This window comes from Bacteroidota bacterium, assembly GCA_016194975.1.
GTDB lineage: Bacteria > Bacteroidota > Bacteroidia > Palsa-965 > Palsa-965.
Genome location: JACQAM010000013.1, coordinates 1 through 26103, shown reverse-complemented (window position 1 = coordinate 26103; position 26103 = coordinate 1). Strand labels below are relative to the sequence as shown.

The following is a 26103-nucleotide window of genomic DNA, read 5'->3' as shown; positions in this document are numbered from 1 at the left end:
TGCAGACGAACTCGAAACGAATGATGATTCTAAAAAAAAAGTTCCCGCGCAAAAAAAGAAGGAAGTGGATGCGCACCACAAATGGAAAGAGAAGGAATACAAAAATCAGCCCGGCGGTAGCGAACAAAAAAAAGACGGCGACCTCGATGAATTCGGAAATATCTATCGTCCGAAATTTCTGAGCAATCATACGCACGCCAGTAAAACGGATCCGGACGCGCGCATCAGCGTGAAGCCGGGAAAACTGTTTTTCTTTCGATTAACAATCGCATAACTACAAAGTCGCCAATTGTTGATAAAATGCGGACTAATGTTGATTTAAAAGCTAATTGTTAACCAATCCTTAACATGCCTGTAATGTCGGGGTAATTGTAAATTGATTGTTTTGTGTAGGTAAAATTTACAAAACAGTTCACATAAAAATTACACTATGAGCAGGATCAACAAAATGGCAAGAACGATAACCATCGCATCGGCTATACTCTTCGCTACAGCTATGTTCGCACAACAGGACACTGCGAAAAAAGATTTCAAACCTTCCGGCAAGATCTGGGGTTATGCATTCGGAGATTATTATTACAAAATGCATCATGATTCTCTGAACCGGGGCAGTTCACAATATTCGAATATGCCTGAAACTGCGAACGCTTTTGAATTCCGGCGTGTTTACCTGGGATATGATTATAATATTAGCGAACGTTTCTCAACTGAATTATTGCTCGCTTACGAAGGACAAACACTGAGCGATAATACGCGAACAGTTTTTATTAAGGCCGCAAATTTTAAATGGAAAAATATTTATAAAAATGCAGACCTCGTGGTCGGACAGCAGGCCACCCCTTCCTGGCCTATGCTCATTGAAAAAATATACGGATACCGTTCTGTAGAAAAAACAATTTTCGATATGAGAAAAGGGGCATCATCGAATGATGTGGGTATTGGCCTCCAGGGGAAATTCGGTTCAAAAGGGAATTTAGGTTATAATCTTCTTGTTGGAAATGGAAGCGCGCAGAAACTTGAAGGTGATATTTTTAAAAAATTCTACGGCGAATTTTATGCGAAGACGCTGAATCAAAAATTAGTCATTGATGTGTACAGCGATTTTGAACGCACGAACATGCAACCCAATTTTCATAAATACAAAAACGCTTACAAGTTTACGGTCTTCTATACCACGGATACAGTAAATGCTTCAGGAGTTCATCCGGGTTGGTTCACGATCGGTGTGGATGCGTACGTGCAGATGCAGCACAATTATGTTGCTTACTCCGATACATCAGTTACTCCGGCGAAAACCGATACTGCCGATGGAATGGTAATGGGCGTTGGAATTTATATTCGCGGTATGATCATTCCCCGCAAACTCGGCTACTTTGCGCGATACGATATGTACAATCCCGACACACATTATAACAACACTTACGTTTATTCCATGGGAAGTGCGCCGGTCACAGAAAGTTTCATCACTGCGGGATTCGATTACACGCCGCATAAAAATGTACACATCATGCCGAATATCTGGTACGATGGATTTGCAAGTCGCGCGAAAGGCGCGAGCGGGCATGTGAAAAGTGATTATGATATGGTACCGCGATTGACGTTCTGGTATGTGTTCAAATAGGAATTATCGGAATCGGTAATTTTTTAAAAATCCTGCGCCCGGCGAATAGCCGGGCTTTTTTATTTCACAACTACCGGCATCTCCTATTATATTTTGTGGTGAAAAACCCTCCACGCTGTTGAATTAATATGCCCGTAATTTTTACTTAACAATGGAATTACACTTTTGCAGTATAATAATTGACCATCTAAAATAAAATCTACATTATGAAAATTATCCGAAATTTAATCGCCGCCGCAACAGTTTGCTTTTTAGCAGCATCCTGCGGTGGAAGTGGATCGTCTGATCCATCCGATTCAACAGCAGGCAAAGGCGAAACCGTAAGTGAAATTCTCGGCGCAGGCGCAACATTTCCATTCCCCTTGTATTCAAAAATGTTCGATGCATACAAGACAAAAACAAATATCGCGATCAACTACCAGTCCATCGGATCGGGTGGTGGTATCAAACAACTTCAGAATAAAACAGTTGACTTCGGCGCGTCTGATGCTCCAATGAGCGACGACGATCTGTCAAAATCTCCTGCGGCTATCATGCACATCCCGACTTGCCTGGGTGCAGTAGTAGTTGCATACAACATCGACGGAAATCCGAAATTGAAATTTTCTCCTGATGTTCTTGCAGATATTTTCCTCGGCAAGATCAAAAAATGGAATGATGCACGTATCAAAGCGGATAATCCGGATGCGAAACTTCCATCCATGGACATCACTGTTGTGCATCGTTCAGACGGAAGCGGAACAACGTATGTGTTCTCTGATTACCTGAGCAAAGTAAGTCCTGATTGGGCAACTAAACCAGGAAAAGGAAAATCACTCGACTGGCCTGTTGGTATCGGCGCGAAAGGAAATGAAGGTGTTGGTGGAATGGTGAAACAAACTCCCGGAAGTATCGGTTATGTGGAGCTTGCTTACGTTATTCAGAATAATATGAGTGGCGCGAGCATCAAAAACAAATCAGGAAATTTTATCGACGCTTCTCTTGCTTCCATAAGCGCATCTGCAAATGTTGCCATACCGGAAGATTTTCGCGTATCACTTACCAATACCGATGCGGCGGATGGTTACCCGATCAGCAGTTTCACTTACATTCTTGTTTACACCGAACAAGGTTACGATACGCGTACCGAAGCGCAGGCAAAAGGAACCGTTGATCTCATCAACTGGATGACACACGAAGGACAACAATACGCGGCTCCACTTAATTACGCGGCACTTCCTGATGGAGTGGTGAAATCGGTGGAAGCTGCATTGAAAAAAATCACTTACAAAAGCAAACCATTGATGCAGTAAGAATTTTCATTTTAGTTTACACGTTTGGTTAGAGCGTACTGTCTGCGAAGTCGGTATGCTTTCACCGTTTTAATAACTATGAGCAATTTAACCATATCGAAACGCAGCGGGCTCTCTGAAAAAATATTTCAGAAGACGTTATTGCTTTCCGCATTACTACTGATCGTCATCCTGCTCGGTATCTTCATCACGCTTCTCGTCAATTCCATGCCGTCGATCAAAGCCGTTGGATTCAGTTTCATTTATGGAAAAACATGGGATCCTGTTTCTGATGAATACGGCGCATTGCCATTTCTCGTCGGAACATTGCTCACTGCTTTTCTTGCGTTGCTCATTTCAGTTCCATTCTCACTTGCGATCGGATTATTTCTTGGCGAATATTATCCGAAAGGCCCTGTTGCTGCGGTGATCAAAAATGTTTTTGAATTGCTCGCGGGAATTCCATCTGTTATTTATGGTTTCTGGGGAATCTTTGTTCTCGTTCCCATCATGCGCGATTTCGAAATGAAAATGGGTATTCCGCCGGTTGGAGTTGGCATCATCACTGCATCTGTTATTCTCGCGATCATGATCATGCCGTATTCTGCTTCACTGATCAGGCAAGTGGTGACAATGGTTCCTTCCAATCTGAAAGAAGCTGCGTATTCTCTCGGCGCAACACGAATGGAAGTGATACGTTACGTGGTCATGCCGAATATCCGCTCGGGATTATTCGCCGGTGTTCTGCTTTCACTCGGTCGCGCGCTCGGAGAAACAATGGCGGTGACGATGCTCATTGGAAATACAGATGATCTTCCGACAGGTTTTTTCAGCACGGGTAATACCATGGCGAGTGTTATTGCCAATCAATTCACGGAAGCAACGGGAGACTTGCAATATTCTGCGTTGATTGAAATGGGACTTTTTCTTTTCATCGTCACCACCATCATCAACATAATCGGAAGAAGGATCATCAAAAAATTCTCGTATGAATAAAACAACCACCTACAGGAATTTCAAGAATGGTTTCTTCAAAGGAACTGTGGTTGCGTTTACCGCGATCGCAACTATCCCGCTGGTGTTGATCCTGTTTTACATTTTCAAACAGGGAATATCTTCCATTAACTGGCATTTTCTCTCGCAGGAACCAAAACCTGTAGGAGAAACAGGCGGCGGAGTTTACAACGCGATCATCGGTACATTACTCATGATCCTCGTTGCTTCTGTCATTGCTATCCCGATCGGAATTACCACTGCGCTTTACACAAAAGAAAATCCGAAATCGAAGATCACTTACTGGACAAGAATTTCTGTCGATGTATTGCAGGGAATTCCTTCCATCGTCATCGGAATAATAATTTATCTGTGGGTGGTAAAATCATTCAGCGGATTTTCCGCTGTCTCCGGAAGTTTAGCGCTTGCTTTCATGATGCTTCCTTCGATCATCCGTTCAACAGAAGAAACGCTCAAACTCATTCCTGATTCGCTCAAAGAAGCTTCACTCGCGCTTGGTGTTCCATATTATCGTACGATAACGAAAGTGATCCTTCCCGCGGGACTCAGCGGAATTCTCGGCGGGATCATTCTTGGTATTGCGAGAATATCTGGTGAAACTGCTCCACTGCTTTTCACGGCATTCGGAAATCCATACACGAATTACAATATGCTCAAGCCGATGAGTAGTTTGCCGCATATTATTTTTTATTATGCGAACAGCGCGTATGACGACTGGCACAAACTCGCGTGGGGCGCGTCTTTCCTGCTTATTGTTTTCATTCTTGTTCTGAATATCATCACCAAAATCGTAGAAAGAAAATGGAAAGTACAATTCTGAACATGACAGTAACGGGAGAAAATAACGCGACAATAAATGTTGAGGTAACTGAAAAGCCAATGCCTATGGAAACTATGCGGGAAGTTTTGAACGAAACAACAACTATTCTCAGTACCGAGAACTTCAATGCCTATTTCGGAAAGAACCAGGTGCTGAAGAATGTGAATGTGGATCTGTACAAGAACCAGGTAACGGCGATCATGGGTCCTTCCGGTTGCGGAAAAACAACATTCATCCGCTGCATCAATCGCATGCACGAACTCACACCTGATGCAAAAGCGGAAGGTGTTATTTCACTCGATGGCGAAAATATCTTTGATATGAATACCATCGTGCTCAGAAGAAAGATCGGAATGGTTTTCCAGCGGCCGAATCCTTTTCCGACGATGAGCATTCACGATAATGTGATCGCAGGATATCTGCTGAATGGAATTCGTCTTTCCAAACAGGAAAAAGCGGAGGTGGTGGAAGAATCACTCACGCGCGCCGCATTGTGGAATGAAGTGAAAGATAATCTTCACAAAAAAGGAACTTTCCTTTCGGGCGGACAACAGCAGCGTTTGTGCATTGCACGCGCGATCGCTATGAAACCGGAAGTGCTTTTACTTGATGAAGCAACTTCCGCGCTCGATCCAATTTCCACTTCAAAGATCGAAGAACTGATTTACGAACTGAAGAACAAATACACGATCATCATCGTTACGCACAACATGCAGCAAGCCGGACGCGTAAGTGATTACACCGCTTTCTTCTATCTGGGCGAACTGATGGAATTCGGAACGACAAAAGAAATATTCACGAATCCTAAAAATCCGAAGACGCAGAATTATATCACAGGAAGATTTGGATAAAAAAGTTGGTGGTTGGTGGTCGCCTTCTGCCTTCGTAATTGTACCACCAACGATCAACCTTTAAACCACCAACTTTTAGATGACACATTTAGATACCGAAATTCATCAACTGAAAGAGCAGCTCATCGAGATGCAATACATTGTTCGCTCTCAACTGGCGAAATGCAGATCTGCTTTGATGACGTATGATCCCGATCTCGCACGGGAAATACTTTTCAATGAAAAACGGGTTAACGCATTTGAATTGAAGATCGATCGTGATTGTGAAAATATGCTCGCGCTCTTCAATCCTGTTGCTGTTGATCTCCGTTTTATTCTCGCGACGCTGAAGATCAATTCCAATCTTGAACGAATTGGTGATAATGCGGAAGGAATTGCGCGGTATGTGCTTGATGTGCGTGAAGCTTTCCCGCTCGATATGCTGAAAGATTATCGTGTGGAAGAAATGTTCGGGACCGCTTTGTCGATGATGGATGATGCACAGGACGCGTTGATCAAAGAAGATACTTCACAGGCAAGAAAAGTTTTTGTGAAAGATGATATTCTCGACGCGATCAACAAGGCGGGTACACAACTTACATTGAGATCGATCCAGGAATCGAAACCATTGCCACTGCATTATCTGAATACACTTTCCATTCTTCGCAAGCTCGAGCGTGTGGGCGATCAGACAAAGAATATTGCAGAGGAGATCATCTTCTTCATTGAGGCGAAAGTTCTGAAGCATGTGAAGGACTGATATCCGGTTTATTCTTTTCTATTTCTGACTTACTAACAAGTTATCCCGTTAACATTGGCTTAACATTGGCGTCTGTTGACCACTTTACATTTGCCTATCATTCGATTAACTAAAACTTAACACTATGGGAGTCCTCTCATTCCTTCTTCCGCGAGACCGGAAATTTTTTCCGCTCTTTCACCAGGCAACAGAAAATCTTGTAAAGACTTCGAAAGTTCTTGTTGAACTTGTGAATGCTCCACCGGAAAAACGCCGCGAACTCATTAAAGAGATTGAACACCTGGAACACACAGGAGACAATATCACGCACATGATCTTCAATGAACTCGGAAGAAATTTTATTACTCCTTTCGACCGCGAAGACATTCACGCACTCGCTTCCGCGATCGATGATATCGTAGATCTCATTGAAGGAACTGCGAAACGCATCGACCTCTACAAGATCACCGAGATCAACGAAGCGATGGTGATGCTCTCGGAAATCATTCTCAAAGGCGCCATCGAACTGAATGTTGCGGTGACGAATCTTGAAGGAATGAAACGAATTACCGAGATCAAAGAAGCATGTGTGAAGATCAATTCACTTGAGAACAATGCAGACGATGTTTTCAATATGGCGATCGCACGATTATTTGACGATGAAAAAGATGCGATCAAACTCATCAAGCTGAAAGAAATTCTCCAGGCGCTCGAAACTGCAACTGATAAATGTGAAGATGCTGCGAATACGATCGACTCGATCATCATCAAATACGCGTAATAAAAAATTCTATTCAATAATCTAAACGCGCAAAAAGAAAAATGGCTCTTCTTGTTACCGTCATCATACTCGCACTGATCTTTGATTTCATCAATGGATTTCATGATTCGGCGAATTCCATTGCTACGATCGTTTCCACAAAAGTTCTGACGCCATTGCAAGCGGTGATATGGGCTGCAGTTTTCAATTTCGTCGCGTTCTTTATTTTCCGCGATCACGGAGTAGCAAATACCATTGCAAAAACGGTATATAAAGAATACATCACTTTGCCGGTGGTTCTTTCCGGACTCATAGGCGCCATCATCTGGAATCTCGCAACATGGTGGTACGGAATTCCTTCTTCTTCTTCGCACACGCTCATTGGCGGATTCGCCGGCGCAGCCATGGCGCACGCGGGAATCCATTCCATCAATCCTGAACCGGTGATCAAAACTACAAGCTTTATTATTCTTGCTCCGGTTATTGGAATGATCATCGCCTACATTACTTCCATCTGGCTTCTCAATTCTTTCCGCAAAGGAGTGGTTCCGAAAATTATTTCGCTCGCGATCATGATTTGTATTTCCTGGTACATCTGGTCGGTGCTTGATCTGCATCCTGATAAAGCAGGCATCAAAGGAGAAATTAAAACTGTGGAAATAAATGGAATAAAAAAAGATGTAATTAAATCAAAAGTTTTTGATGCAACGCCGGAAGAAACAAGAAAAGCATGGAATGATGCGATGACCAAAAACAAAGCGACAGTATCAGGTACCGATCGCATTGTTGCAAGTAGATTCGCAGTTGACTCCATCAGCAAAACCCCGGTCACCGTCATTGCCGATTTTAAAGACACCGTCGGCGAAACAAGGATCACACTTTCATTCATGCGCGATACTATGATGATCACGAAGAAAAATGATTCTACTTTATTCAAGCACGCTAAAAATTTCCTTGCTGATTTCGGAAAGAAAACAACCGGCAAAGGAAAAGCGGAAGATATCAGCAAGATCCTTCTTGCAAAAGAAAATTTCAAATGGTTGTTACTCGGAACAATACTTATCATTCTTTCGATCTTCACTTTATTTCTCAGCACACTCAATAATGCAAGGGCTTCAGCATGGTTCAAAAGATTGCAACTTCTTTCTTCTGCCGCATTCAGTATCGGCCATGGTGGAAACGACGCGCAGAAAGTAATGGGTATAATCACTGCTGCATTGATCGCTTCCAATAAACTCGACACATTCGAACACATGCCCATCTGGGTTCCGCTTTCCTGCTACACTGCAATTGCATTAGGAACGCTGAGCGGCGGATGGAAAATTATCAAGACGATGGGAACGAAAATCACAAAGCTCACTCCATTCGAAGGAGTGGCGGCTTCTACTGCGGGTGCAATTACTTTATTCTTCACGGAAAATCTTAAAATTCCGGTGAGCACTACGCACACGATGGCGGGTTCAGTGATCGGCGCGGGCGCAACAAAAAGATTGAGTGCAGTTCGCTGGGGAGTAACGTTCAATTTACTCTGGGCATGGATACTTACGATCCCAGTCTCTGCTGCGTTGTCTGCAATTGTGTATTACATCGTGAATGCGTGCATGTAAGGTATTAGGGTATTAAGGTATTGGGGTACTAAGGAGGATCAGCTTTCAGATCATTGCCTGACTACCTTATTACCCCAATACCTTAATACCTTAATACCTTTGTAGTATGAATCCCGCCGATCTTCGCAATAGAATTTTTGAAGTTGATGAGAAGAATTTCGATTCACTCGCGTTGGATGTTTTCCGTTTCCAGTATGCGAATTGTGAAGTGTACCAGAATTTCTGTGATGCATTCCGCCGGACACCTATGCTCGTCAACTCACTTGACAAAATCCCTTTTCTACCGGTTGAATTTTTTAAAACGCACCCGGTTTATTCGCGTGGAAAAGATCCTGAACTTATTTTCAGCAGCAGCGGAACAACAGGACAGGAAACAAGCAAGCATCATGTAGCGGAAGTAAAACTGTATGAAGAAAGCTTTATGCGTTCGTTCAATATTTTTTACGGTGATGTTTCGCAATACACTTTTGTCGCGCTGCTTCCTTCTTATCTCGAACGTAATGGATCTTCGCTGGTGTACATGGCAGATCGTTTGATCCGGGAAAGTAAAAATGCTGATTCCGGATTTTTCCTGGATGAATTTGAGAAGCTGAATGTACTGCTGAAAAAAAATACCGCTTCCGGTAAAAAAATATTTCTGCTCGGTGTAACGTATGCTTTACTTGATCTTGCAGAAAAATTTCCGCAGCAACTGAAAAATGTGATCATTATGGAAACCGGCGGCATGAAAGGCAAGCGCAGTGAAATGGTGCGTGAAGAAGTTCATGCTATTCTGAAAAAAACTTTCGATTTGGAAAAAATTCATTCGGAATATGGCATGACGGAATTGCTTTCACAGGCGTACTCAAAAGGAGATGGAATTTTCAATTGTCCGCCGTGGATGAAAATTATCATTCGTGAAATGAATGATCCGTTGACGAACGCGCCGAATGGAAAAACAGGCGGAGTGAACATTATCGATCTTGCGAATCTTTACAGCTGCAGTTTTATTTCAACTTCCGATCTCGGAAAAAAATATGACGACGGTAGTTTTGAAATTCTCGGGAGATTTGATAACAGCGATCTGCGGGGTTGTAACCTGCTAATTGAGAATTGAGAATGCAGAATGCGCGCGAGCCCTCCCTTTATTTGCCTAAGCCAATTCCCCATTCCCCATTCTGCATTGATGTTATCGCCGACTATCCCCCGATTGAAGCCAAATATAGAATAAGCGAACTTTCGGCAAATAAAATTCGTAAACCTGTACAGATGAAAAAAGCAATTTATTTGTCGTTGATAATTTTTACTGCCCTTTCTTCCTGTAAAAAAGACAAACCGATTCCGTTGAAAGTGGTTTACTCCGTGAGTGAAATTTCTTCCGCTTCACCAACGTACGACATCGCTTTCACTTCAGATAAAACCGGAACCACCACAATTTCTTCTTCCTCGTCCGATCACTGGAGTTCGCCAACATTAGAACTTGACCGCGGACAATTTGTTTCCATGAAAGTCGATTGCACGGATCCCACATTCGATATAAAATTTGCGATCTACATCAACGGTTATTTATTTAAAAACGATGAGATGCAGGCGCCGGTAAGTTCAAAAACGATCAGCGGGAATATTTCGAATTAGAATTTAATAATTCAAAAATTCGATTGAGGAAATCCTTATTCGTAAATCCTTGAATCTTTGAATTATTAAATCTTAAAGCCGAGTACTTGTCTGACTCTGGCTAAAGTAATAGTCGCAATAGCCCTCGCTTTGTCTTCTCCCTTTTTCAATTCTGCATCCAGTGCCGCACGGTCTTTCATGAAATGATCGTAACGCTCGCGTTCTGTTTTATATTTATCAAGAATTAATTCGAGTAACGCATTCTTCGCGTGGCCATATCCGAAATTTCCGGCAAGATATTTTTTACGAAGATCTTCCGTTTGTTCCGCGCTTCCCATTAATTTATACAATGAAAAAACATTATCCTTATCGGGATTCTTCGGCGCTTCGAGCGGAGTGGAATCGGTAACGATACTCATGATCACTTTCTTCAGTTCTTTTTCCGGAAGAAAAATATTGATGAAGTTGTTGTAAGACTTGCTCATCTTTCTTCCGTCAATTCCGGGAACAGACATCACTACTTCATCCACTTTCACTTCGGGCACGACAAAAACATCTTTCTGGTAATGATGATTTACTTTCTCCGCCAGGTCGCGTGTGAATTCGAGATGCTGCATCTGGTCTTTTCCCACGGGAACAAAATTCGTATCGTACAAAAGAATATCTGCCGCCATCAGAACAGGATACGTGAACAATCCTGCATTCACATCCGAAAGATTATCGGATTTGTCTTTGAAAGAAGTGGCGAGTTGCAAACGCTGATACGACATGAAGCAATCGAGATACCACGTGAGTTCGCAAACTTCCGGAACATCACTCTGCCGGAAGAGAATATTTTTTTCTGTATCTAATCCGAATGCAAGCCACGTTGCTGCCACTGCATCCGAACTTTCCCTGCGGAACTGTGCGTCTTTCACCGAGGTGAGCGAATGAAGATCAGCAATAAAAAAAATACTGTTGTTGCCGCTCTGCCTCGAAAGATTGATCGCAGGAATGATCGCGCCAAGAAGATTTCCGAGATGAGGAATGTTGGTGCTTTGAATGCCGGTGAGAATGCGTGCCATGACGCAAAGGTATCAAGTAGCTGGTATCAGGCATCATGAATTTTTGTAAAGGAGAATACCTGCTACTTGATACCTGCTACCTTTGTAAAATCTGTTTCGATCTGTAATCTGTATTCTCCGTACAAATCCGTAATCCTCCCGCTGTGTTCATGCACTACATAGGAATACTCCCACGAGCATTGTGGAAATTATTATTCGCGCTGAATTTCATCGTGAGCATGATCCTCCTGTGGCCGTTGTTTTTTGTTTTGCTTTCAATGAAACGTTACCGCACTTCATTTTGGTTCATGCGCATCTGGGCGCGATGGGTGCTCACCATTCCGGGAATTTTTCCGCGTGTGAAAAGACGATGCGATCCCCGCGCTATAAAAGGCCCCTGCATTTTTGTGGCGAATCATTCTTCCTATCTCGATATTGTGATCAGCTACATTGCTGTTCCGGTTTATTTCGTGTACATGGGAAAAGCAGAAATTGACAAAGCTCCGCTGCTGAGAATGTTTTTCAAGGGAATGAATATTTATGTCGATCGCACAACAAGAAGCGGATCGTATGCAGCGTTCCAGCGAGCGACAGAAAAATTACGTAACGGAGAAAGTGTTTTCATTTATCCCGAAGGAACGATCGAATCGAAAGGGAATTTAAAAAATTTCAAGAACGGCGCATTCCGCCTCGCAATAGAAAACCAGGTTCCCATTGTGCCCATCACTTTTCTCGACAACTGGAAATTTCTGCAGAACGGAGGATTTTTCAAATCGCACGGACGCCCGGGCATTACGCATGTGATCGTACACCAACCCATTTCCACGAAGGGAATGACCGAGGAAGATTTGATACCTTTGCGGCATAAAGTCCGCGAACTGATCGCAGCAACGCTGAAACAAAATGAAGATCGACAGTAAAACCGTACAGGATGTAGCGCATCTGGCCCGTCTCGAATTTGAGAATGAAAAAGAGCAGAAGATGATCGCCGATATGAATAATATGCTCGGCTTCGTGGAAAAACTGAATGAACTGAATACGGATAATGTTGAACCGCTCATTTACATGACGGATGAAGTGAACCACCTGCGCGAAGATGTGGTGAAAGATCCGCTGCCGAAAAAAGATGTTCTGCGCAATGCACCGAAACATGATTCCGATTATTTCAAAGTGCCGAAAGTGGTGAAGAAGAAATAACTATCTTAGTTAACAATGAAAAATAACATAACTACTCTTGAGATCAATAATTTCAAATCTGTAAAGAACTTGAAGTTGGATTGCAAGCGGATCAATGTTTTTATTGGTGAGCCGAATGTGGGGAAATCTAACATCTTGGAATCTTTATCTCTTTTTTCAGTCACATTATTTAATTCTAACAAACAAGCCCTTTCCAACCAGATTCGGTTCGAAAAGATTGGGAATCTTTTTTTTGATCAAGACAGAAATCAAGTTGTGTCTGTAAAGACCGATATAGGAATTGCTATGTTGAGATTTCAAAAAGGAACGCATGACAATTATGAAATAATTCTTGGCCCAGACCATGAGTTTATGAGCAAGTTTTTGGATGGTCAACAAAACTATGAAGCATATCAGCTTTTTACATCTAATAATGCTACAAACAGTGACATTTTTAGCAAACCAATTAAACCATTCCTAATCCAATTATCGGGTGAACATTCGTCCCACACAAATAGCTTGAGGTATACTAACCCTTTTCGTAGATACATTTTCACTGCTAATCAAAAGGAATCAAATCCATTTTCCGGGTTTTTAGCATCACCATACGGAGAAAATTTATATTCTATTCTGGAACACAATTCAAAATTGTACGAAGAGTGCAGTCGCTTTTTTTCAAAATATGGGTTGGATCTTTTGATCGATACTCAGACCAATAAATTGGATGTTCAAAAGCGAGTTGGTAATCGGGTTTATAAGATTCCTTATTCGTTAGCAGCTGACACCCTTCAGAGAATAATTTTTCATTTTGCCGCGATAGAAACAAACGACGATTCTATTATTATTTTCGAGGAACCGGAGGCGCATTCGTTCCCAAAATATATTTCAATGTTCGCCGACAAGGTGATTGAAAGCAAGAATAATCAATTTTTTATCGCGACTCATAGCCCTTACCTTCTTACTCCGTTTATAGAGCAGTGCGATCCGAAAGATGTAGCAATTTTTATTTGTACGTATGAGAATTACGAAACTAAGGCCAGAGCTTTAACCGACAAAGAGATCGGTAACATTATGGAAAATGGTATTGATTTATTTTTCAATATTCCCGCATTCGAAAAATGATTGAATTAAAGCGCGTATTTCCGGAGTGTTATTCGGACACTCTTCTTGTTGAATTAATTCTTCAGCGTGGAAAACCAGGTCACCGAAAAGGAATAAGTAAGGTTGTGAAGGCCCTTATTGATTACGAGCCTTCTCATGAGTTTATTATTGGAATTGCTGATACTGATAAATTCAAAAGAGACGCTCATAATCCTCTGCTGAGTCATTTTGAAATTTTTGAAGATCGGTTTGAAACAGATGGCCTAAGGATTTTCAGAAAGCCCAATACGCAGAAATACCTGATCCGTTTAAATCCTGCATTCGAAAGCTGGATTTGGAAGCAAGCTTCAATTTGTAAAATTAAACCCGAAGAATTTGGATTTCATAATTTGGAAGATTTGATTAATGCTTCAAAGGATAATGCAGTGGAGGAAAATTCGAAGCTTAAGAGTTTTGTGTCGGAAGTCATAAAGAAAAATTCGCCGGCAATAAAAACGCTCCGTGAATGGTTAGTTAAAGTTCTGCCAACTGACCAGCAGAAAATCATTTTGGCCATGTTTAATTGATTCCGATTATTTCAAAGTGCCGAAAGTGGTGAAGAAATGAATTGAGAATGGGGGAATATTAAATTAATAAGACGGAATTGTATCGAAAGAAGTTACTGTTATAAAAAATAATTTTTTATTGTTAAAGTCCGCTTGTGCTGGCTTTTTTCATTTTATGCCGGATGCATTTTCAGATATTCCACTTATAAATACGGGCGAACGTATTTTTTTTGAAAACGTTCAGGAAGATATAAACCAAAAAAATCTTCCAATGAAAAATTGTACTCCTCTCCTGCTTTTTATGGCATTACTCCCTGTTGCTTCAGAAGCACAGGATTCATTGCTCGACAAACAAATCGACAGCATGCGCTGCGTTCTTCTTAAACCACGAATGGAAAATTACATTCAGCGTGCCAATCTTTTATCAGCGGAAATTCAGAATACTTCAGAGAAAGATTCCATCCGCCATTACAGCAAACAACTTCAGCACGCCACGGATTCCATCATTGCCACAGCAGACCGGATCTACGGACGAAAAACAAATTATTCCACTGCAACAGGTATGGCGTATGATTACACCAGCGGAAAATATGTTCTGGCAGTGGTGCCTTATTTTTATTCTTCCGGCGATGCTCCGCCTTCGAGAGAGAAATTAGAAAAGATATCCGATTATGCCCGGACGATGCGCTGCTTCACAAAAACAAAATCTAAGCAGCTCGCGAAAATTGAAAAACACATTTCGGAATTGAAATAGGCAGACGAACGGAGAGCGGAATCAGAAATGTAACATTAGAGGCTGTTTAAAAACACAGAAATGCAAGGAGGGCAAGTCCGAAAAACCGGAGTTTACTATTCGTAAATGAGGATTTTGAGGACGTAGCCCAACACAGCAGTTCGAAGTTATTAGAGATGCCCTTATGAAATTAATTCTGCTCTCCACGCTCCTCCATTCTCACAACTGCCTAACAGAATTCTGCATAAGCTTCTTTCAGATGATCAGCAATCATTTCTGCTGAGCGTCCTTCTATATGATGACGTTCTACAAAATGAACGAGTTTTCCGTCTTTAAAAAGTGCAATGGAGGGAGATGACGGCGGGTAAGGAAGAAAATATTTTCTTGCTTCGGCAGTGGCTTCGGTATCGAAACCGGCGAAAACAGTTGCAAGCTTCGATGGTTTTTTTCCATCGCCCTGCACCGAAAGTTTAACGCCCGGGCGCGCCGTACGCGCTGCGCATCCGCAAACAGAATTGACAAACATCAAAACTGTTCCTGAAGATTTAAGCGCCTCGTCCACTTTTTCGGGAGTCGCCGCATCTTCAAAACCGGCTTCCGTAAGCTCGGCTTTCATAGGTAATACTAATTGAGGAGGATACATGCTATAATTGGTTTATGTTCGTTCAACATCATTATTCCGACACTACAAATATACGCAGTGTAAAGCCGGAATTTCAATTTAATTATCGATTACAACGATCCGCTCATCGAAATTTCTAATTTAGTCTTGCTAATCAAACTACCCATGAAAAGATTTTTACTCACTTTCTCCATTCTCCTTCCTGCTATCTCTGCACTCATCGCTCAGCCTTCCTCATTTTCACCACGAGGAATTGGTGGCGGAGGTGCACTTTTTTCTCCGAGCATAAATCCTGCAAATCACAATGAATATTATGTGGCGTGCGATATGTCGGAACTTTTTCACACTACAAATTTTGGTGCAACTTATTCGCAAGTGGATTTTACACAATTCATGGGCGGACATAATTCGAAAGTGTGTTACACGTCAACTGCAAATCTTCTGTACTCCATCGCGTATATCAGCGACATTGGCACACCGGTGAAATCGACAGACAATGGAGTAACGTGGAATATTCTCAGCGGAAATCCCGATGCGACGCAGGACGCATGGACCATCGATGTCGATTACAATAATTCCAATCGCGTTATCATTTCCCAATACGATCAGATTTATTTTTCTTCGAATGGAGGAACATCCTTCACTTCCATTCACACCTGCATCAACATAGGCGCAGGAAATGTGGTGGGCGGAGTTTTCTTCGATGGAAATAATATTTACATCGGGACGAACGACGGTGTTCTTGTTTCAACGAACGGAGGAGGAACATGGACCACTGCAACGATCACCGGCCTTGGTGTGAATGAACAGATCTGGAGTTTCACTGCAGCGAAAGTGGGAGGCACTACACGATTTTTTTGTCTCACTTCCGATGCGGCGAATGTTTACGTGGGCGTGCAGGGAAGTGATTACTGGGGATTTTATTCGAACGTTTACAAATGTGATTACGGCGTTACCAACTGGACCGCTGCATCAACTGGAATTACTTTAAATACAGATTATCCGATGTTCATTAAAATGGCGGGAACAGATATCAATACAGTTTACGTTGCAGGAAGTAATTCGAATTCCGAACCGAACATTATGAAATCTTCCAATGCCGGTGGTAGCTGGACACGTGTTTTTAATACGGCAAATAATCAGAATATTATCACCGGCTGGAGCGGACAAGGCGGCGATCGTGGCTGGAGTTATGGTGAATGTCCGTTTGGTTTTGATGTTGCTTCGAATGATCCGAATGTTGTTCTCTTCGGTGATTATGGTTTCGTGCACAAAACAAATAATGGGGGAACAACATGGAAACAGGCATACACAGATACACTTTTCCAGCATCCTGCCAATGCAACTACTCCGCCCAATCAATCTTATGCAAGCATAGGATTAGAAAATACGACCTGCTGGCAGGTAAATTTCATTGATGCAAATAATGTGTGGAGTTGTTATTCCGACATCAAAGGAATTCGAAGTGTGGATGGCGGAACGCAATGGTCATTCAATTACACGGGGCAGAATGCGAATTCTTCTTACCGGATCGCGAAAGGCGGAAACGGAACTTTGTATCTCGCCACTTCGGGCATACATGATATGTACCAGAGCACGCGCCTGCAGGACGCGCAACTTGATGCGGCCGATGCAAGCGGAAAATTATTGTACTCCACAAATAACGGCGCCACCTGGACAACTTTGCATTCATTCGGCCATCCTGTTTTCTGGATAGCGCTTGATCCGAATAATCCGAATCGCGCGTACGCAAGCGTCATCCATTACAACAACGGAACAGGAGTCGGCGGAGTTTACATCTGCAACGATCTGAATAATCTTGCAACATCAACGTGGACTTTGTTGCCCGCTCCTCCGCGCACAGAAAAACATCCGGCATCACTGGCAGTTCTTAACGATGGAAAATTAGTCGCATCATTTTCCGGCAGAAGAAATTCCAGCGGAACTTTCACGGCGAGTTCCGGAGTTTTTATTTACGATCCGGTTGGAAATTCGTGGACCGATGTTTCTGATGCGGGAATGGATTACTGGACAAAAGATGTGGTGATCGATCCGAACGATGCGTCGCAGAACACGTGGTACGCCGGTGTGTATTCGGGCTGGGGCGGGCCACCGAATGGATTAGGCGGATTATACAAAACAACAAATCGCGGAGCGTCGTGGACAAAACTCACGGGCACTACTCTTGATCGCGTAGAATCGTGCACATTCAATCCTTCGAATGCCAATGAAATTTATCTTACAACTGAAACGCAGGGATTATGGATGAGCAGCAACATTAATAATGTGACCCCCACTTTTTCATTGGTAAATTCCTATCCGTTCCGTCAGCCGGAAAGAGTTTTCTTCAATCCTTATATTGCCGGAGAAATGTGGGTGAGCAGTTTCGGCAATGGAATGAAAGTGGGAAATGTTCTTACCACGGGAATTCCTGATTTTTCTCAACCGGAAATTTCTCTTTACCCGAATCCGGCTTCTGCATATTTTAAAATTAATTCGAATAAAGAAGATCTGCTCACGATCTATAATTCCGTTGGAGAAATTGTCCTTTCTCAGCAATTAATTAAAGGAGAAAACGAAATTGCTGTAAATGAATTAGCAGAAGGAATTTATGTAGTTAGGGTGAGTGATTGGAATACAGGAATTGTTATCTCCCGCTAAAATCTGTTACTGATTTCACGGGTTTTCATTGATTAATCTGTGGCAATCGGTGAAAATTTGTGGCTAATTAAACATGGTAAAGAAAAACAGATTTTTCCCTTTTCTGACAGTTGTAGTTCTGGCATTTTCCTGCCATCCTGTAAAACCGGTTGCAGTTTACGAAACCCTGCATCATAACCGGAAATTATTTCTCTATGACAATCAAAAATTCATTCTTTTACGTCCCGATGGAAATTTCAATTTTAAACACGCCATCGGCCATTACTCCGCTGATGATTCCACGGTTGATCTCCGGAATTACTACAGCACGGGCGAGTATTCGTACCAATATTCTGAGAATAAAAACGGTAAAGCAAAAGGAAAAGGATTCTACGTGGTGTATGATTTCAGTCCTGACGAAGTGAACTACGGCGTTGCGAATGCAGATTTTACTTTCACAGTGAACGATACTTTGAAAGTGAATTTCAAAATCGAACACGGATACCCGTCATTCCTGTATGGAAAAATTGATTCAACTCTTTCATTGGTGCGATCTCTGCAACTGAAAGAAAATAATTCCTGCTTCACTACGGAAACTTTCATGGTGAGTGATACCACTGCCAATGAATTCATCGTTCATCTGAGATACATGCCACCGGTTTATGATTATTCAAAATACATATGGGGTTACCGCAACGGAATTTTTTCCCCGAACGGCGATACACTTTACATGAATACCTCTTCCTGCAACGGGCCGGATACGGGCGTGGATACGCTCGTGAAAAATAAAAACCTCCGTCAATTCCGTAAATGGCCGTTTGAATTACTGGGAAATGACAAACCTGTTTTCCTGGCGCGGGATAATTAGAGGTTGTTTCTTTCACGAATTCCAATTCACGACTCTTAACATCTTTTACCACGCGTTTGTTTTTCCTTTGAACAGATTGAAATACTTTTCCAAAAAAATTCATCATTTCATTTTCAAACCAAACCCATTATGAAAAAATTATTGCTCCTCATTCTGATCCCCGGACTTTTATTTTTTTCTTCCTGCTCGCACCGCCGCGTGCGTGTGAATGAAAAAGAACGCACCATTACCGTCACCGGCAGCGCCGATGCTACGCTTACCCCCGACGAAGTGACGATGACCATCAACATCGGTGAATATTACAAAGAACAATTCGATCCGAACATCAAACCGAAAGATTACAAAACACTTGTGAAACTCGACGAGATCGAAAAACCTATTATGGATCTGCTGAAGAAAAACGGAATTGCCGACAGTTGCATTCACTTCAGTATGATGAATACTTCCTGGAGCTGGTATTCGGCCGATTACTACGGCGATTATACAAATGCAGATAAAAAACCCGTGCATCTCGAAAAAACACTCAGCATAAAATTCAGAGATTTCGATAAAGCAGTGGAAATTGTTCAAACGATCGATACAAAAGGCGTAGAGTCCATGACGCTCGGCGATTTCAAATCATCGAAAGAACAACAGATGAGAAAAGATCTGAAAGCACAGGCGCTGAAGAATGCGCAGGACAAAGCAAGCAACATGCTCAAGCAGATCAATCATGAACTTGGTGATGTGGTGAGCATCACAGAAAAAGATGATGCGAATTCTTATTGGAGCTGGCAGCCTTCGCAAACTTCCAACAGCAACGTCACTTACAATTCTTCTTCAGCCGCACCCGCAGGTTCTCCGCAGGATATAAAAATGCGCTACGAAGTAGAAGCGGAATTTGAGATTGAGTGAAGCGTTGGGAAAAAGGAGCGAGGAAAATTTAAAAATGTTTTGATTGAAATTCTCCTCCCTCCACTCTAAACAAAATCCAGAGTCGGAAAAGAATTCCCGAGAATAATTTCCGAATTTGCTCCGAGCCAATTCTGCATCACAGTTGCATACACTTGCCGGAAATCAACTTTGAATTTCAGATCGCCGTTGTCGAGATCAGAAAGATCAGGCGCAGCATTGAGTGCACCATTTTTTTTCAGCGATCCTCCTGCAAACATCATCACATTCGCAGTGCCGTGATCTGTTCCTTTGCTCGCATTCTGTTTCACTCTTCTTCCGAATTCCGAGAATGTCATCACAAGTGTGTTGTTCCATAATCCTGAATCTTTCATATCCTGCGCAAATGCTTTCATCGTATCGCCGTAAACTTTCAGTTGTTTATTCTGGTGGTCTTTTTGCGCGGCGTGCGTATCGAATCCGGGAAGTGAAACGTAGTAGACGGGCGTTTCGCAATCGGCAAGAATTAATTCTGCAACAAGTTTCATTTGTTGCCCGAATGCATGCTGCGGATAAATTGCTTTCGCATTGTGCTTGAACAAATGTTCGTGAAGATATCCTGCGCTCTTCGAAACTTCCGCAAGTGTTTTATGCAAATATTCCACGTTGTGATGATCATCATCGTGCGGCGTCCACGCTTCACCAATGGTTTCCATCAGCGGATCTTTTAAAATTAATTCCAGCCGTCCCGGATTTCTCATCGCGAGTCCGTTCATCGTTTCTCCTTTGAGCGCAAGACTCAGCGTTTCATCCATCTCAAGCGCGAGATGTGGTTTAATATTTTTCGGATCGCACGTCGCATCCAGCCAGCGGCCGATCCACCCGGTTTGCAGATATTTATTTTCATCCGACGCGCTTTGCCAGATATCCATCGAGCGGAAATGCGAACGATTCGGATTCGGATAACCCACACTGTTCAGTAATGCAACATGCGCTTCGTTGTGAAGATCGGCGAGGCCTGCAAGATTATTATTGAATGCAAGCTGATCATTGATCTTAATAATTTCTGCACCACTCAATCCGAGTCCGGGCCGATTGCTGTGATAAAGATCATCGGCAAAAGGAACGATCGTGTTGAGCCCGTCATTGCCACCGGAAAACTGGATGACAACAAGCCGGTTCCCGTTCGTTTGCGGAAGCGATAATTTATTGATGAGTTTTGCCGCATGCTTGTTATTTCCGCGAAGAAAATTCGGCAATAACATGGATGCCGAAACAAGCCCGGCAAGTTTTATAAAATCTTTTCTTGAATAATTACTCATTTTATTTTTTTTGATCTGTGAACTTTTCATCATAGCCCACTGATTAACCGGTGGACCATGATCGGAAAGAGATTAAACAATTTGAAACTCGGGTGTTTGCATGACTGCTGCAATGGTGGTGATCACTCTTCGCTCGCGGTTCGATGCGTCAATATTTTTTTCAATGAGTTGCCGGTCTATCCTATCATTCGGCGATAGAATTAAAAAATCAATGATCGCTTCTGTGAGTTCTGCGTCGGATTTTTTTGTGAAATGATCCACGAGAAGTTTCCACTCTGTTTTTACTTTCACTTTTTCATCGGCTGCCGGTTTTCCGTTGTTCTGTTCTTCGAATGCCGGGCGTTTATTTAAACGCGCAGTTCCGGAATCAAGCATCGCTTTCGGCAAATGCATTCGCTGTACGAGCGAAGTGGAATTGATCCACGCTCTTCCCGGTTTCCATCCTGCCACATTCGGCGGAAGAAATAAAGTTTGTCCGAGCACCTGTTGCAAAGCGAGCATCTGCTGATCATCCACTTCCAACTTGCATAATTTTTTCAAACGCACAATGAGTTCAACCGGTGTAACAATGTTACAGCCGATATTTTCTTCGTCATAAAACCACGAAGAAGAAAAAATGTATTGCATGAGATCGCTGATATCATATTTTGAAGAGCGGAATTTTTTCGCGAGTTCATCCACGCGCTCTTCGTCCACTTCATGATTCACAAACCATTTGTAAATTTTCCGTGCAATGAAAATGGAAACCTGTTCTTTTTCCAGGAGCATGTTGATGATATCTTCTCCGCCAAAATTTCCTTTTTTGCCGAACAGTTCTTTTTCTCCATCGTCGTGATCTTTTTCGCGGAATTCGAATTCTCCTTTTTTATTCACGGCCCATCCCGTAAATGCGCGCGCCGCCTGCTTGATGTCATTCTCAGAATAACCGTTTCCCTCACCGAGTGTAAAAAGCTCCATCACTTCACGTGCAAAATTCTCATTGGGCGCATCTTTTTTATTTTCCTGGTTATTCAGCCAGAGTATCATGGCCGGGTCTTTGGAAATTTCGTGCAACATCGTTGCGAAATTTCCAAGCGCATGTTTTCGAAGAAGATTATGCTGCACCTGCATCAGCCAGCCGAAATTCGCTGACGTTGCAAAATGATTATGCCAGAACATCGTCATCTTTTCGCGCAGCATCGCCTGCGCCACCGCCATACGGTCGATCCACGCGAGGTTCAGCAATTCTTTTTCCTTCTGCGATTTCAGAACAAGGACAACCACTTTAAGCGGGCGCACCTCTCCTTTGTCATTCGTGTCGGGCCGCGGAATGATCGTGAGGTCCTGGATGATTTCTGCATCGGAAAAAATTTCTTTCTGCACGTCAGGAATCGCCATTCCGCTGAAACGATCGATCAGTTCGGGAGTCGGGCCAAAACCGGTGCGGTGAAGAAGATGATGCAGTTTTTTTTCGTTGTTGTTCATGATGAATAAACGGATGTGTTGTGGTTCTGTTGTGCTGCAAATTAAGAACCATTTATATTTTTTCCAGCATGTAACTTTCGCAATTCAGCAGCGTCTTACAATTAGAGTTTTTCTGTGCAGCGCCTTTTAACATTGTTTTATTGATAATTTTCTCCTGCTCCTGGAGAATTCAATTTCATTCGGGGTAACTTTCGGAGTTCACTTCAGATCGTGTCTCTCCGGAAAAAAATAATTTTCATCGTCACCGGCCTTGTGCTGGTCTCCGGAATAATTTTTCTTTTTTCATGGCTTGGAAAATTAAAATCGCCGGTGCGCGATCCGCTGGAAGCAATTCCTGTTTCGGCATTCATTGTCATCAGCACGAATGATGTGAATGCGGCATGGGCCACGCTCAACCGGGGTAACCTCGTTTGGGATGCAATGAATGAAACGAATTGGGCTTCGGCGGTGTCGAAAGTTTCTTCACTTACCGATTCATTGCTGACTGCCAATCCTGAAATTTCCGGAATGATAAATGGCCGCCCGTGCTGGATCTCGCTTCACGCAACCGGGAAAAATAATTTCGATTATGTGGTCACCACTTCTCTTCCTTCGGCAGCCGATAAAGATGATTTCATTTCTTTTCTGAATAAAAGTTTAGGCACATCGAACAAGATCGGGCGGAGTGAATGGAATAAAACCATGTTGCTCGATATTGAAGCATTCAAAGGCGGGCGATTTTTCGCCGCTTGCAGGGAAGGCGTGATCGCTTTTTCCTCCAATGAAGAATTGCTGAAAGCGGGAATGGATCAACTCGACAAAGGGCCGACATTGAAGTCGGATAAAAATTTTGTCTCGTTGAAAGAAACGGCGGAGGAAAAATCCCTGGCTAATGTTTATTGGAATTATCAGCGCCTATTTGCAGCAATGGATCGCGTGGCGAGTGATGACGGAAAAGAAAAATTAGATGACGCCGGAAATTTTGCGGAGTGGAGTGAGTCGGATATAGATCTTCAGCCGAATGCGGTAATGATGAACGGTTACACTGCCACAACCGATTCAGCGAAAGAATATTTATCCACGATGAGCGGACAAACTGCGCAAGCCATGCAGATCGATGAAGTACTTCCCTCTTCTACAATTTCATTCGTGGATTATGGCATCAGCAACATCGACGATTATTTTTTGAAGTATGATGCGTATCTCGATCATCTCGGGATAGCTGCCCAGCGGGATGAGCAACTTGCACAACTCCACGCTGAAAATAATTTCGACCCGAAAATAAATATCGGGAGCTGGCTGGGAAATGAAATTGCAGTAGCGCAGGTTCCGGATTCCGCAGGAGGAACCACTGCCGTTGCATTCCTGAGTACAACGAATACTACGATCGCGCTGGAGAAACTCGGTTTGCTCACAGGAAAGGAAGACACGGTTGAAATTACTGCTGCCGATTCTTCCGGATGCGTCATCAGGAAAAATCCGGCTGAGAATATGTTGCCGGCAACTTTCGGTTCTTTGTTCAGCGAACTTTCTTCCACTTATTATTGTGTGATCAGGAATTGCGTTGTTTTTGCGAAGGAGGAAAAAATGTTGCACGGAATTTTTCTTGCCGACCGGAATAATCACACGCTGAAAAAAAACAGGACGTATGCCGATTTCATTTCCAATATTTCCCCGGAAGCAAATCTCACTTTTTATTTTTCACCGGGAAATTTTTCTTCCACTTTAAAAAGATATGCAGCAACACCCTGGGCCGACGATCTCACACTTCACGATAAACTCATCCGGCGATTCGATGGCGCCATCATCCAGTTCAGCACCGGCGATAATGACAAAGGGCTTTTTTACACCAGCATCTTTTTCCGCCACAATCCGCAGGAAAAGAAAAGTATGTCCACGTTGTGGGAAACGCAACTCGACACCACATTTTCTTCGCGCCCGTACATGGTGCACGATCACAAGACGAAAGGGCTCGACATTTTTGTACAGGACGATGCCAATACAATTTACCTCATCAGCAGTGCGGGAAATATTATTTGGAAAAGAAAACTCAGCGAGAAAATGTTGGGCGAGGTGAAACAAGTGGATGCGCTGAAGAATGATAAATACCAATTGGCGTTCAACACCGCTTCTTTCCTCTACATCATTGACCGCAATGGAAAAGATATTGAACATTTTCCGGTAAGACTTCCCGCCACTGCAACCAATTCAGTCGCCGTGATTGATTATGATAATACCCGCGAATACCGGATGCTCGTTGCATGCTCCGACAAAAAAATTTACAACTATGGCATCGACGGAAAAAAAGTGGACGGATGGAAAACATATTCCACGAATGATATTGTGCTCACGCCGCTGCAGCGCACCATTATTTCCAGTCACGATTATGTGATCGCTGTCGATCGTTCGGGACAATCATACATTACCGAGCGGCAGGGAAACACGCGGCTTGTGCTGAACGGGAAACTGAATGCGCCGGTGAAAAAATATTTTCTTGAGAACGGAAAAGATCTTGCACACAGTTATCTTGTGGATGAAGACAGCAGCGGAAATGTGGCGAAACTAAGTTTGACAGATGTGCTGGAACATCTTCATTTTTCCGATTTTCATTCTTCACCCGATATGGAATACCGCGATGTGAACGGCGACGGAAGCCGGGAATATATTTTTCTCGATGAAAAAGATCTTACGGTTTACAACCGCGAAAAACAACCGGTTACTGCATTTACCTTCCCGGAAAAAACAAATGTGTCGCTAATGATCTTCGGCTTCGATGAGAAAGATATTCGATTCGGAATTTTATGTCCCGGAAAAAATGAAGTCCATCTGGTGAATAACGGCGGATCGGAATCGGAAGGATTTCCACTCGAAGGAGAAACGCCTTTTTCCATTGGTAAACTGAACGGCAATGACGCGTACACGCTCGTGTGCGGGAACAACGGGCGCTATGTGTGCGCGTATGCGGTGAAGTGAAAAATAAAAATCAATTCGCCTTCACCATTTTCTTCGTATCCATCACCTGTCCGTCCACAATGAGCGCATACGTGTAAATTCCTGTGGAAAGATCATTAGCAATAACGTTCAGTTGACCTTTTCCTGTTCCGGTTAGTTCAACGGTTCTGATAAGTTTTCCCTGCGCATCGTAAAAAAGCATTTGCGCTTTTTTAAAATTATCCGGAAGAGAATAAGCGATCGTTGTTTGCTCTGCAAACGGATTCGGAACATTCTGGTCGAGTACTACGCCTGGAATATTTGAAAGCGTTACATCGGTTTGATTTGAGTTTGAATTTTGATTTTGTGTTCTTGAATTTGATGTGCAGCAGGAATTCATTTGTGATTGCATGGCTGTGATCACAGTAACCATGCTGTCAATTTTATTTTGTTGCTCCTGGAAACCTTTTACTATAATTCCAAAAAATGCATTCTCGTTCAGCGTACGGAAGGTTACCGCAGGAAAAAGCATATTCCCTAATGTATCATATTCG

General features: G+C 42.8%; 25 protein-coding genes. 20 read left to right on the top strand and 5 right to left on the bottom strand.

Annotation, left to right across the window (positions count from 1 at the left end; all coding sequences use genetic code 11):
* From HY064_09500 to HY064_09450, 11 genes are all read left to right on the top strand, one after another.
* Nucleotides 1-274 (top strand): hypothetical protein (locus tag HY064_09500; GenBank protein ID MBI3510890.1); only part of this gene is annotated, 274 nt, incomplete at its 5' end.
* Between the two features lie 156 nt (nucleotides 275-430).
* Nucleotides 431-1621, top strand: a complete 1191-nt coding sequence (locus tag HY064_09495) for a hypothetical protein (protein ID MBI3510889.1) — start codon at nucleotides 431-433, stop codon at nucleotides 1619-1621.
* Between the two features lie 206 nt (nucleotides 1622-1827).
* A complete protein-coding gene (pstS, locus tag HY064_09490) occupies nucleotides 1828-2913 on the top strand; it encodes a phosphate ABC transporter substrate-binding protein PstS (protein ID MBI3510888.1) in 1086 nt (361 codons plus the stop codon).
* Nucleotides 2914-2991: 78 nt separating this feature from the next.
* Entirely contained in the window at nucleotides 2992-3888 is an 897-nt protein-coding gene (gene pstC, locus HY064_09485; GenBank protein MBI3510887.1) for a phosphate ABC transporter permease subunit PstC, read from the top strand.
* Nucleotides 3881-4726 carry a phosphate ABC transporter permease PstA gene (gene pstA / locus HY064_09480; GenBank protein MBI3510886.1) on the top strand — a complete coding sequence of 282 codons (846 nt, stop codon included), beginning with the start codon at nucleotides 3881-3883 and terminating at the stop codon, nucleotides 4724-4726. Before pstC ends, pstA begins: the two co-directional genes overlap by 8 nt.
* 65 nt (nucleotides 4727-4791) lie before the next feature.
* Entirely contained in the window at nucleotides 4792-5577 is a 786-nt protein-coding gene (gene pstB / locus HY064_09475) for a phosphate ABC transporter ATP-binding protein (protein ID MBI3510885.1), read from the top strand.
* Nucleotides 5578-5656: 79 nt separating this feature from the next.
* Entirely contained in the window at nucleotides 5657-6316 is a 660-nt protein-coding gene (gene phoU, locus HY064_09470; GenBank protein MBI3510884.1) for a phosphate signaling complex protein PhoU, read from the top strand.
* 124 nt (nucleotides 6317-6440) lie between these two features.
* Nucleotides 6441-7076 (top strand): DUF47 domain-containing protein, encoded by a 636-nt coding sequence (locus HY064_09465; GenBank protein ID MBI3510883.1) that lies wholly within the window; start codon nucleotides 6441-6443, stop codon nucleotides 7074-7076.
* 41 nt (nucleotides 7077-7117) lie between these two features.
* Nucleotides 7118-8662: an inorganic phosphate transporter gene (locus HY064_09460; GenBank protein MBI3510882.1), complete on the top strand. Its 1545-nt coding sequence runs from the start codon at nucleotides 7118-7120 to the stop codon at nucleotides 8660-8662.
* Between the two features lie 106 nt (nucleotides 8663-8768).
* Nucleotides 8769-9758 (top strand): acyl transferase, encoded by a 990-nt coding sequence (locus HY064_09455; GenBank protein MBI3510881.1) that lies wholly within the window; start codon nucleotides 8769-8771, stop codon nucleotides 9756-9758.
* A gap of 152 nt (nucleotides 9759-9910) precedes the next feature.
* On the top strand, nucleotides 9911-10276 hold the full coding sequence (locus tag HY064_09450) for a hypothetical protein (protein MBI3510880.1): 366 nt from the start codon (nucleotides 9911-9913) through the stop codon (nucleotides 10274-10276).
* A 65-nt stretch (nucleotides 10277-10341) separates the two neighbouring features.
* Here the strand turns inward: HY064_09450 and trpS are convergent, their stop codons facing one another.
* The gene (gene trpS, locus HY064_09445) at nucleotides 10342-11319 is read right to left on the bottom strand and encodes a tryptophan--tRNA ligase (protein MBI3510879.1); all 978 of its coding nucleotides are present in this window, start codon (nucleotides 11317-11319) and stop codon (nucleotides 10342-10344) included.
* Nucleotides 11320-11468: 149 nt separating this feature from the next.
* Here trpS and HY064_09440 point away from each other — a divergent pair, with 149 nt between their 5' ends.
* The 5 genes from HY064_09440 to HY064_09420 all read left to right on the top strand — a co-directional run bounded on the left by HY064_09440 (nucleotide 11469) and on the right by HY064_09420 (nucleotide 14874).
* Complete coding sequence (locus HY064_09440; GenBank protein MBI3510878.1) at nucleotides 11469-12218, top strand: 1-acyl-sn-glycerol-3-phosphate acyltransferase; 750 nt, start codon at nucleotides 11469-11471, stop codon at nucleotides 12216-12218.
* Nucleotides 12202-12495 carry an Asp-tRNA(Asn)/Glu-tRNA(Gln) amidotransferase subunit GatC gene (gene gatC, locus HY064_09435; GenBank protein MBI3510877.1) on the top strand — a complete coding sequence of 98 codons (294 nt, stop codon included), beginning with the start codon at nucleotides 12202-12204 and terminating at the stop codon, nucleotides 12493-12495. The genes HY064_09440 and gatC overlap by 17 nt, the downstream gene beginning before the upstream one ends.
* A 15-nt stretch (nucleotides 12496-12510) precedes the next feature.
* Nucleotides 12511-13596 (top strand): AAA family ATPase, encoded by a 1086-nt coding sequence (locus HY064_09430; protein MBI3510876.1) that lies wholly within the window; start codon nucleotides 12511-12513, stop codon nucleotides 13594-13596.
* The gene (locus HY064_09425; protein ID MBI3510875.1) at nucleotides 13593-14141 is read left to right on the top strand and encodes a hypothetical protein; all 549 of its coding nucleotides are present in this window, start codon (nucleotides 13593-13595) and stop codon (nucleotides 14139-14141) included. Before HY064_09430 ends, HY064_09425 begins: the two co-directional genes overlap by 4 nt.
* 250 nt (nucleotides 14142-14391) lie before the next feature.
* Nucleotides 14392-14874, top strand: coding sequence for a hypothetical protein (locus tag HY064_09420; GenBank protein MBI3510874.1), 483 nt, complete (start codon nucleotides 14392-14394; stop codon nucleotides 14872-14874).
* A gap of 208 nt (nucleotides 14875-15082) precedes the next feature.
* Here HY064_09420 and HY064_09415 read toward each other — a convergent pair whose 3' ends face one another.
* On the bottom strand, nucleotides 15083-15496 hold the full coding sequence (locus HY064_09415; protein ID MBI3510873.1) for a BrxA/BrxB family bacilliredoxin: 414 nt from the start codon (nucleotides 15494-15496) through the stop codon (nucleotides 15083-15085).
* A gap of 144 nt (nucleotides 15497-15640) precedes the next feature.
* Here HY064_09415 and HY064_09410 point away from each other — a divergent pair, with 144 nt between their 5' ends.
* From HY064_09410 to HY064_09400, 3 genes are all read left to right on the top strand, one after another.
* The gene (locus HY064_09410; protein MBI3510872.1) at nucleotides 15641-18136 is read left to right on the top strand and encodes a T9SS type A sorting domain-containing protein; all 2496 of its coding nucleotides are present in this window, start codon (nucleotides 15641-15643) and stop codon (nucleotides 18134-18136) included.
* A 73-nt stretch (nucleotides 18137-18209) separates the two neighbouring features.
* Nucleotides 18210-18983 carry a hypothetical protein gene (locus tag HY064_09405; protein MBI3510871.1) on the top strand — a complete coding sequence of 258 codons (774 nt, stop codon included), beginning with the start codon at nucleotides 18210-18212 and terminating at the stop codon, nucleotides 18981-18983.
* 129 nt (nucleotides 18984-19112) lie between these two features.
* On the top strand, nucleotides 19113-19877 hold the full coding sequence (locus tag HY064_09400; protein ID MBI3510870.1) for an SIMPL domain-containing protein: 765 nt from the start codon (nucleotides 19113-19115) through the stop codon (nucleotides 19875-19877).
* Nucleotides 19878-19942: 65 nt separating this feature from the next.
* Here the strand turns inward: HY064_09400 and HY064_09395 are convergent, their stop codons facing one another.
* Complete coding sequence (locus HY064_09395) at nucleotides 19943-21175, bottom strand: DUF1501 domain-containing protein (GenBank protein ID MBI3510869.1); 1233 nt, start codon at nucleotides 21173-21175, stop codon at nucleotides 19943-19945.
* Nucleotides 21176-21247: 72 nt separating this feature from the next.
* The gene (locus tag HY064_09390) at nucleotides 21248-22639 is read right to left on the bottom strand and encodes a DUF1800 domain-containing protein (protein ID MBI3510868.1); all 1392 of its coding nucleotides are present in this window, start codon (nucleotides 22637-22639) and stop codon (nucleotides 21248-21250) included.
* A 210-nt stretch (nucleotides 22640-22849) separates the two neighbouring features.
* Between HY064_09390 and HY064_09385 the strand changes: the two genes are divergently transcribed.
* Nucleotides 22850-25591, top strand: coding sequence for a hypothetical protein (locus tag HY064_09385; GenBank protein ID MBI3510867.1), 2742 nt, complete (start codon nucleotides 22850-22852; stop codon nucleotides 25589-25591).
* A gap of 10 nt (nucleotides 25592-25601) precedes the next feature.
* Here HY064_09385 and HY064_09380 read toward each other — a convergent pair whose 3' ends face one another.
* Nucleotides 25602-26081 carry a T9SS type A sorting domain-containing protein gene (locus tag HY064_09380; GenBank protein ID MBI3510866.1) on the bottom strand — a complete coding sequence of 160 codons (480 nt, stop codon included), beginning with the start codon at nucleotides 26079-26081 and terminating at the stop codon, nucleotides 25602-25604.
* Between the last annotated feature and the right edge of the window lie 22 nt (nucleotides 26082-26103).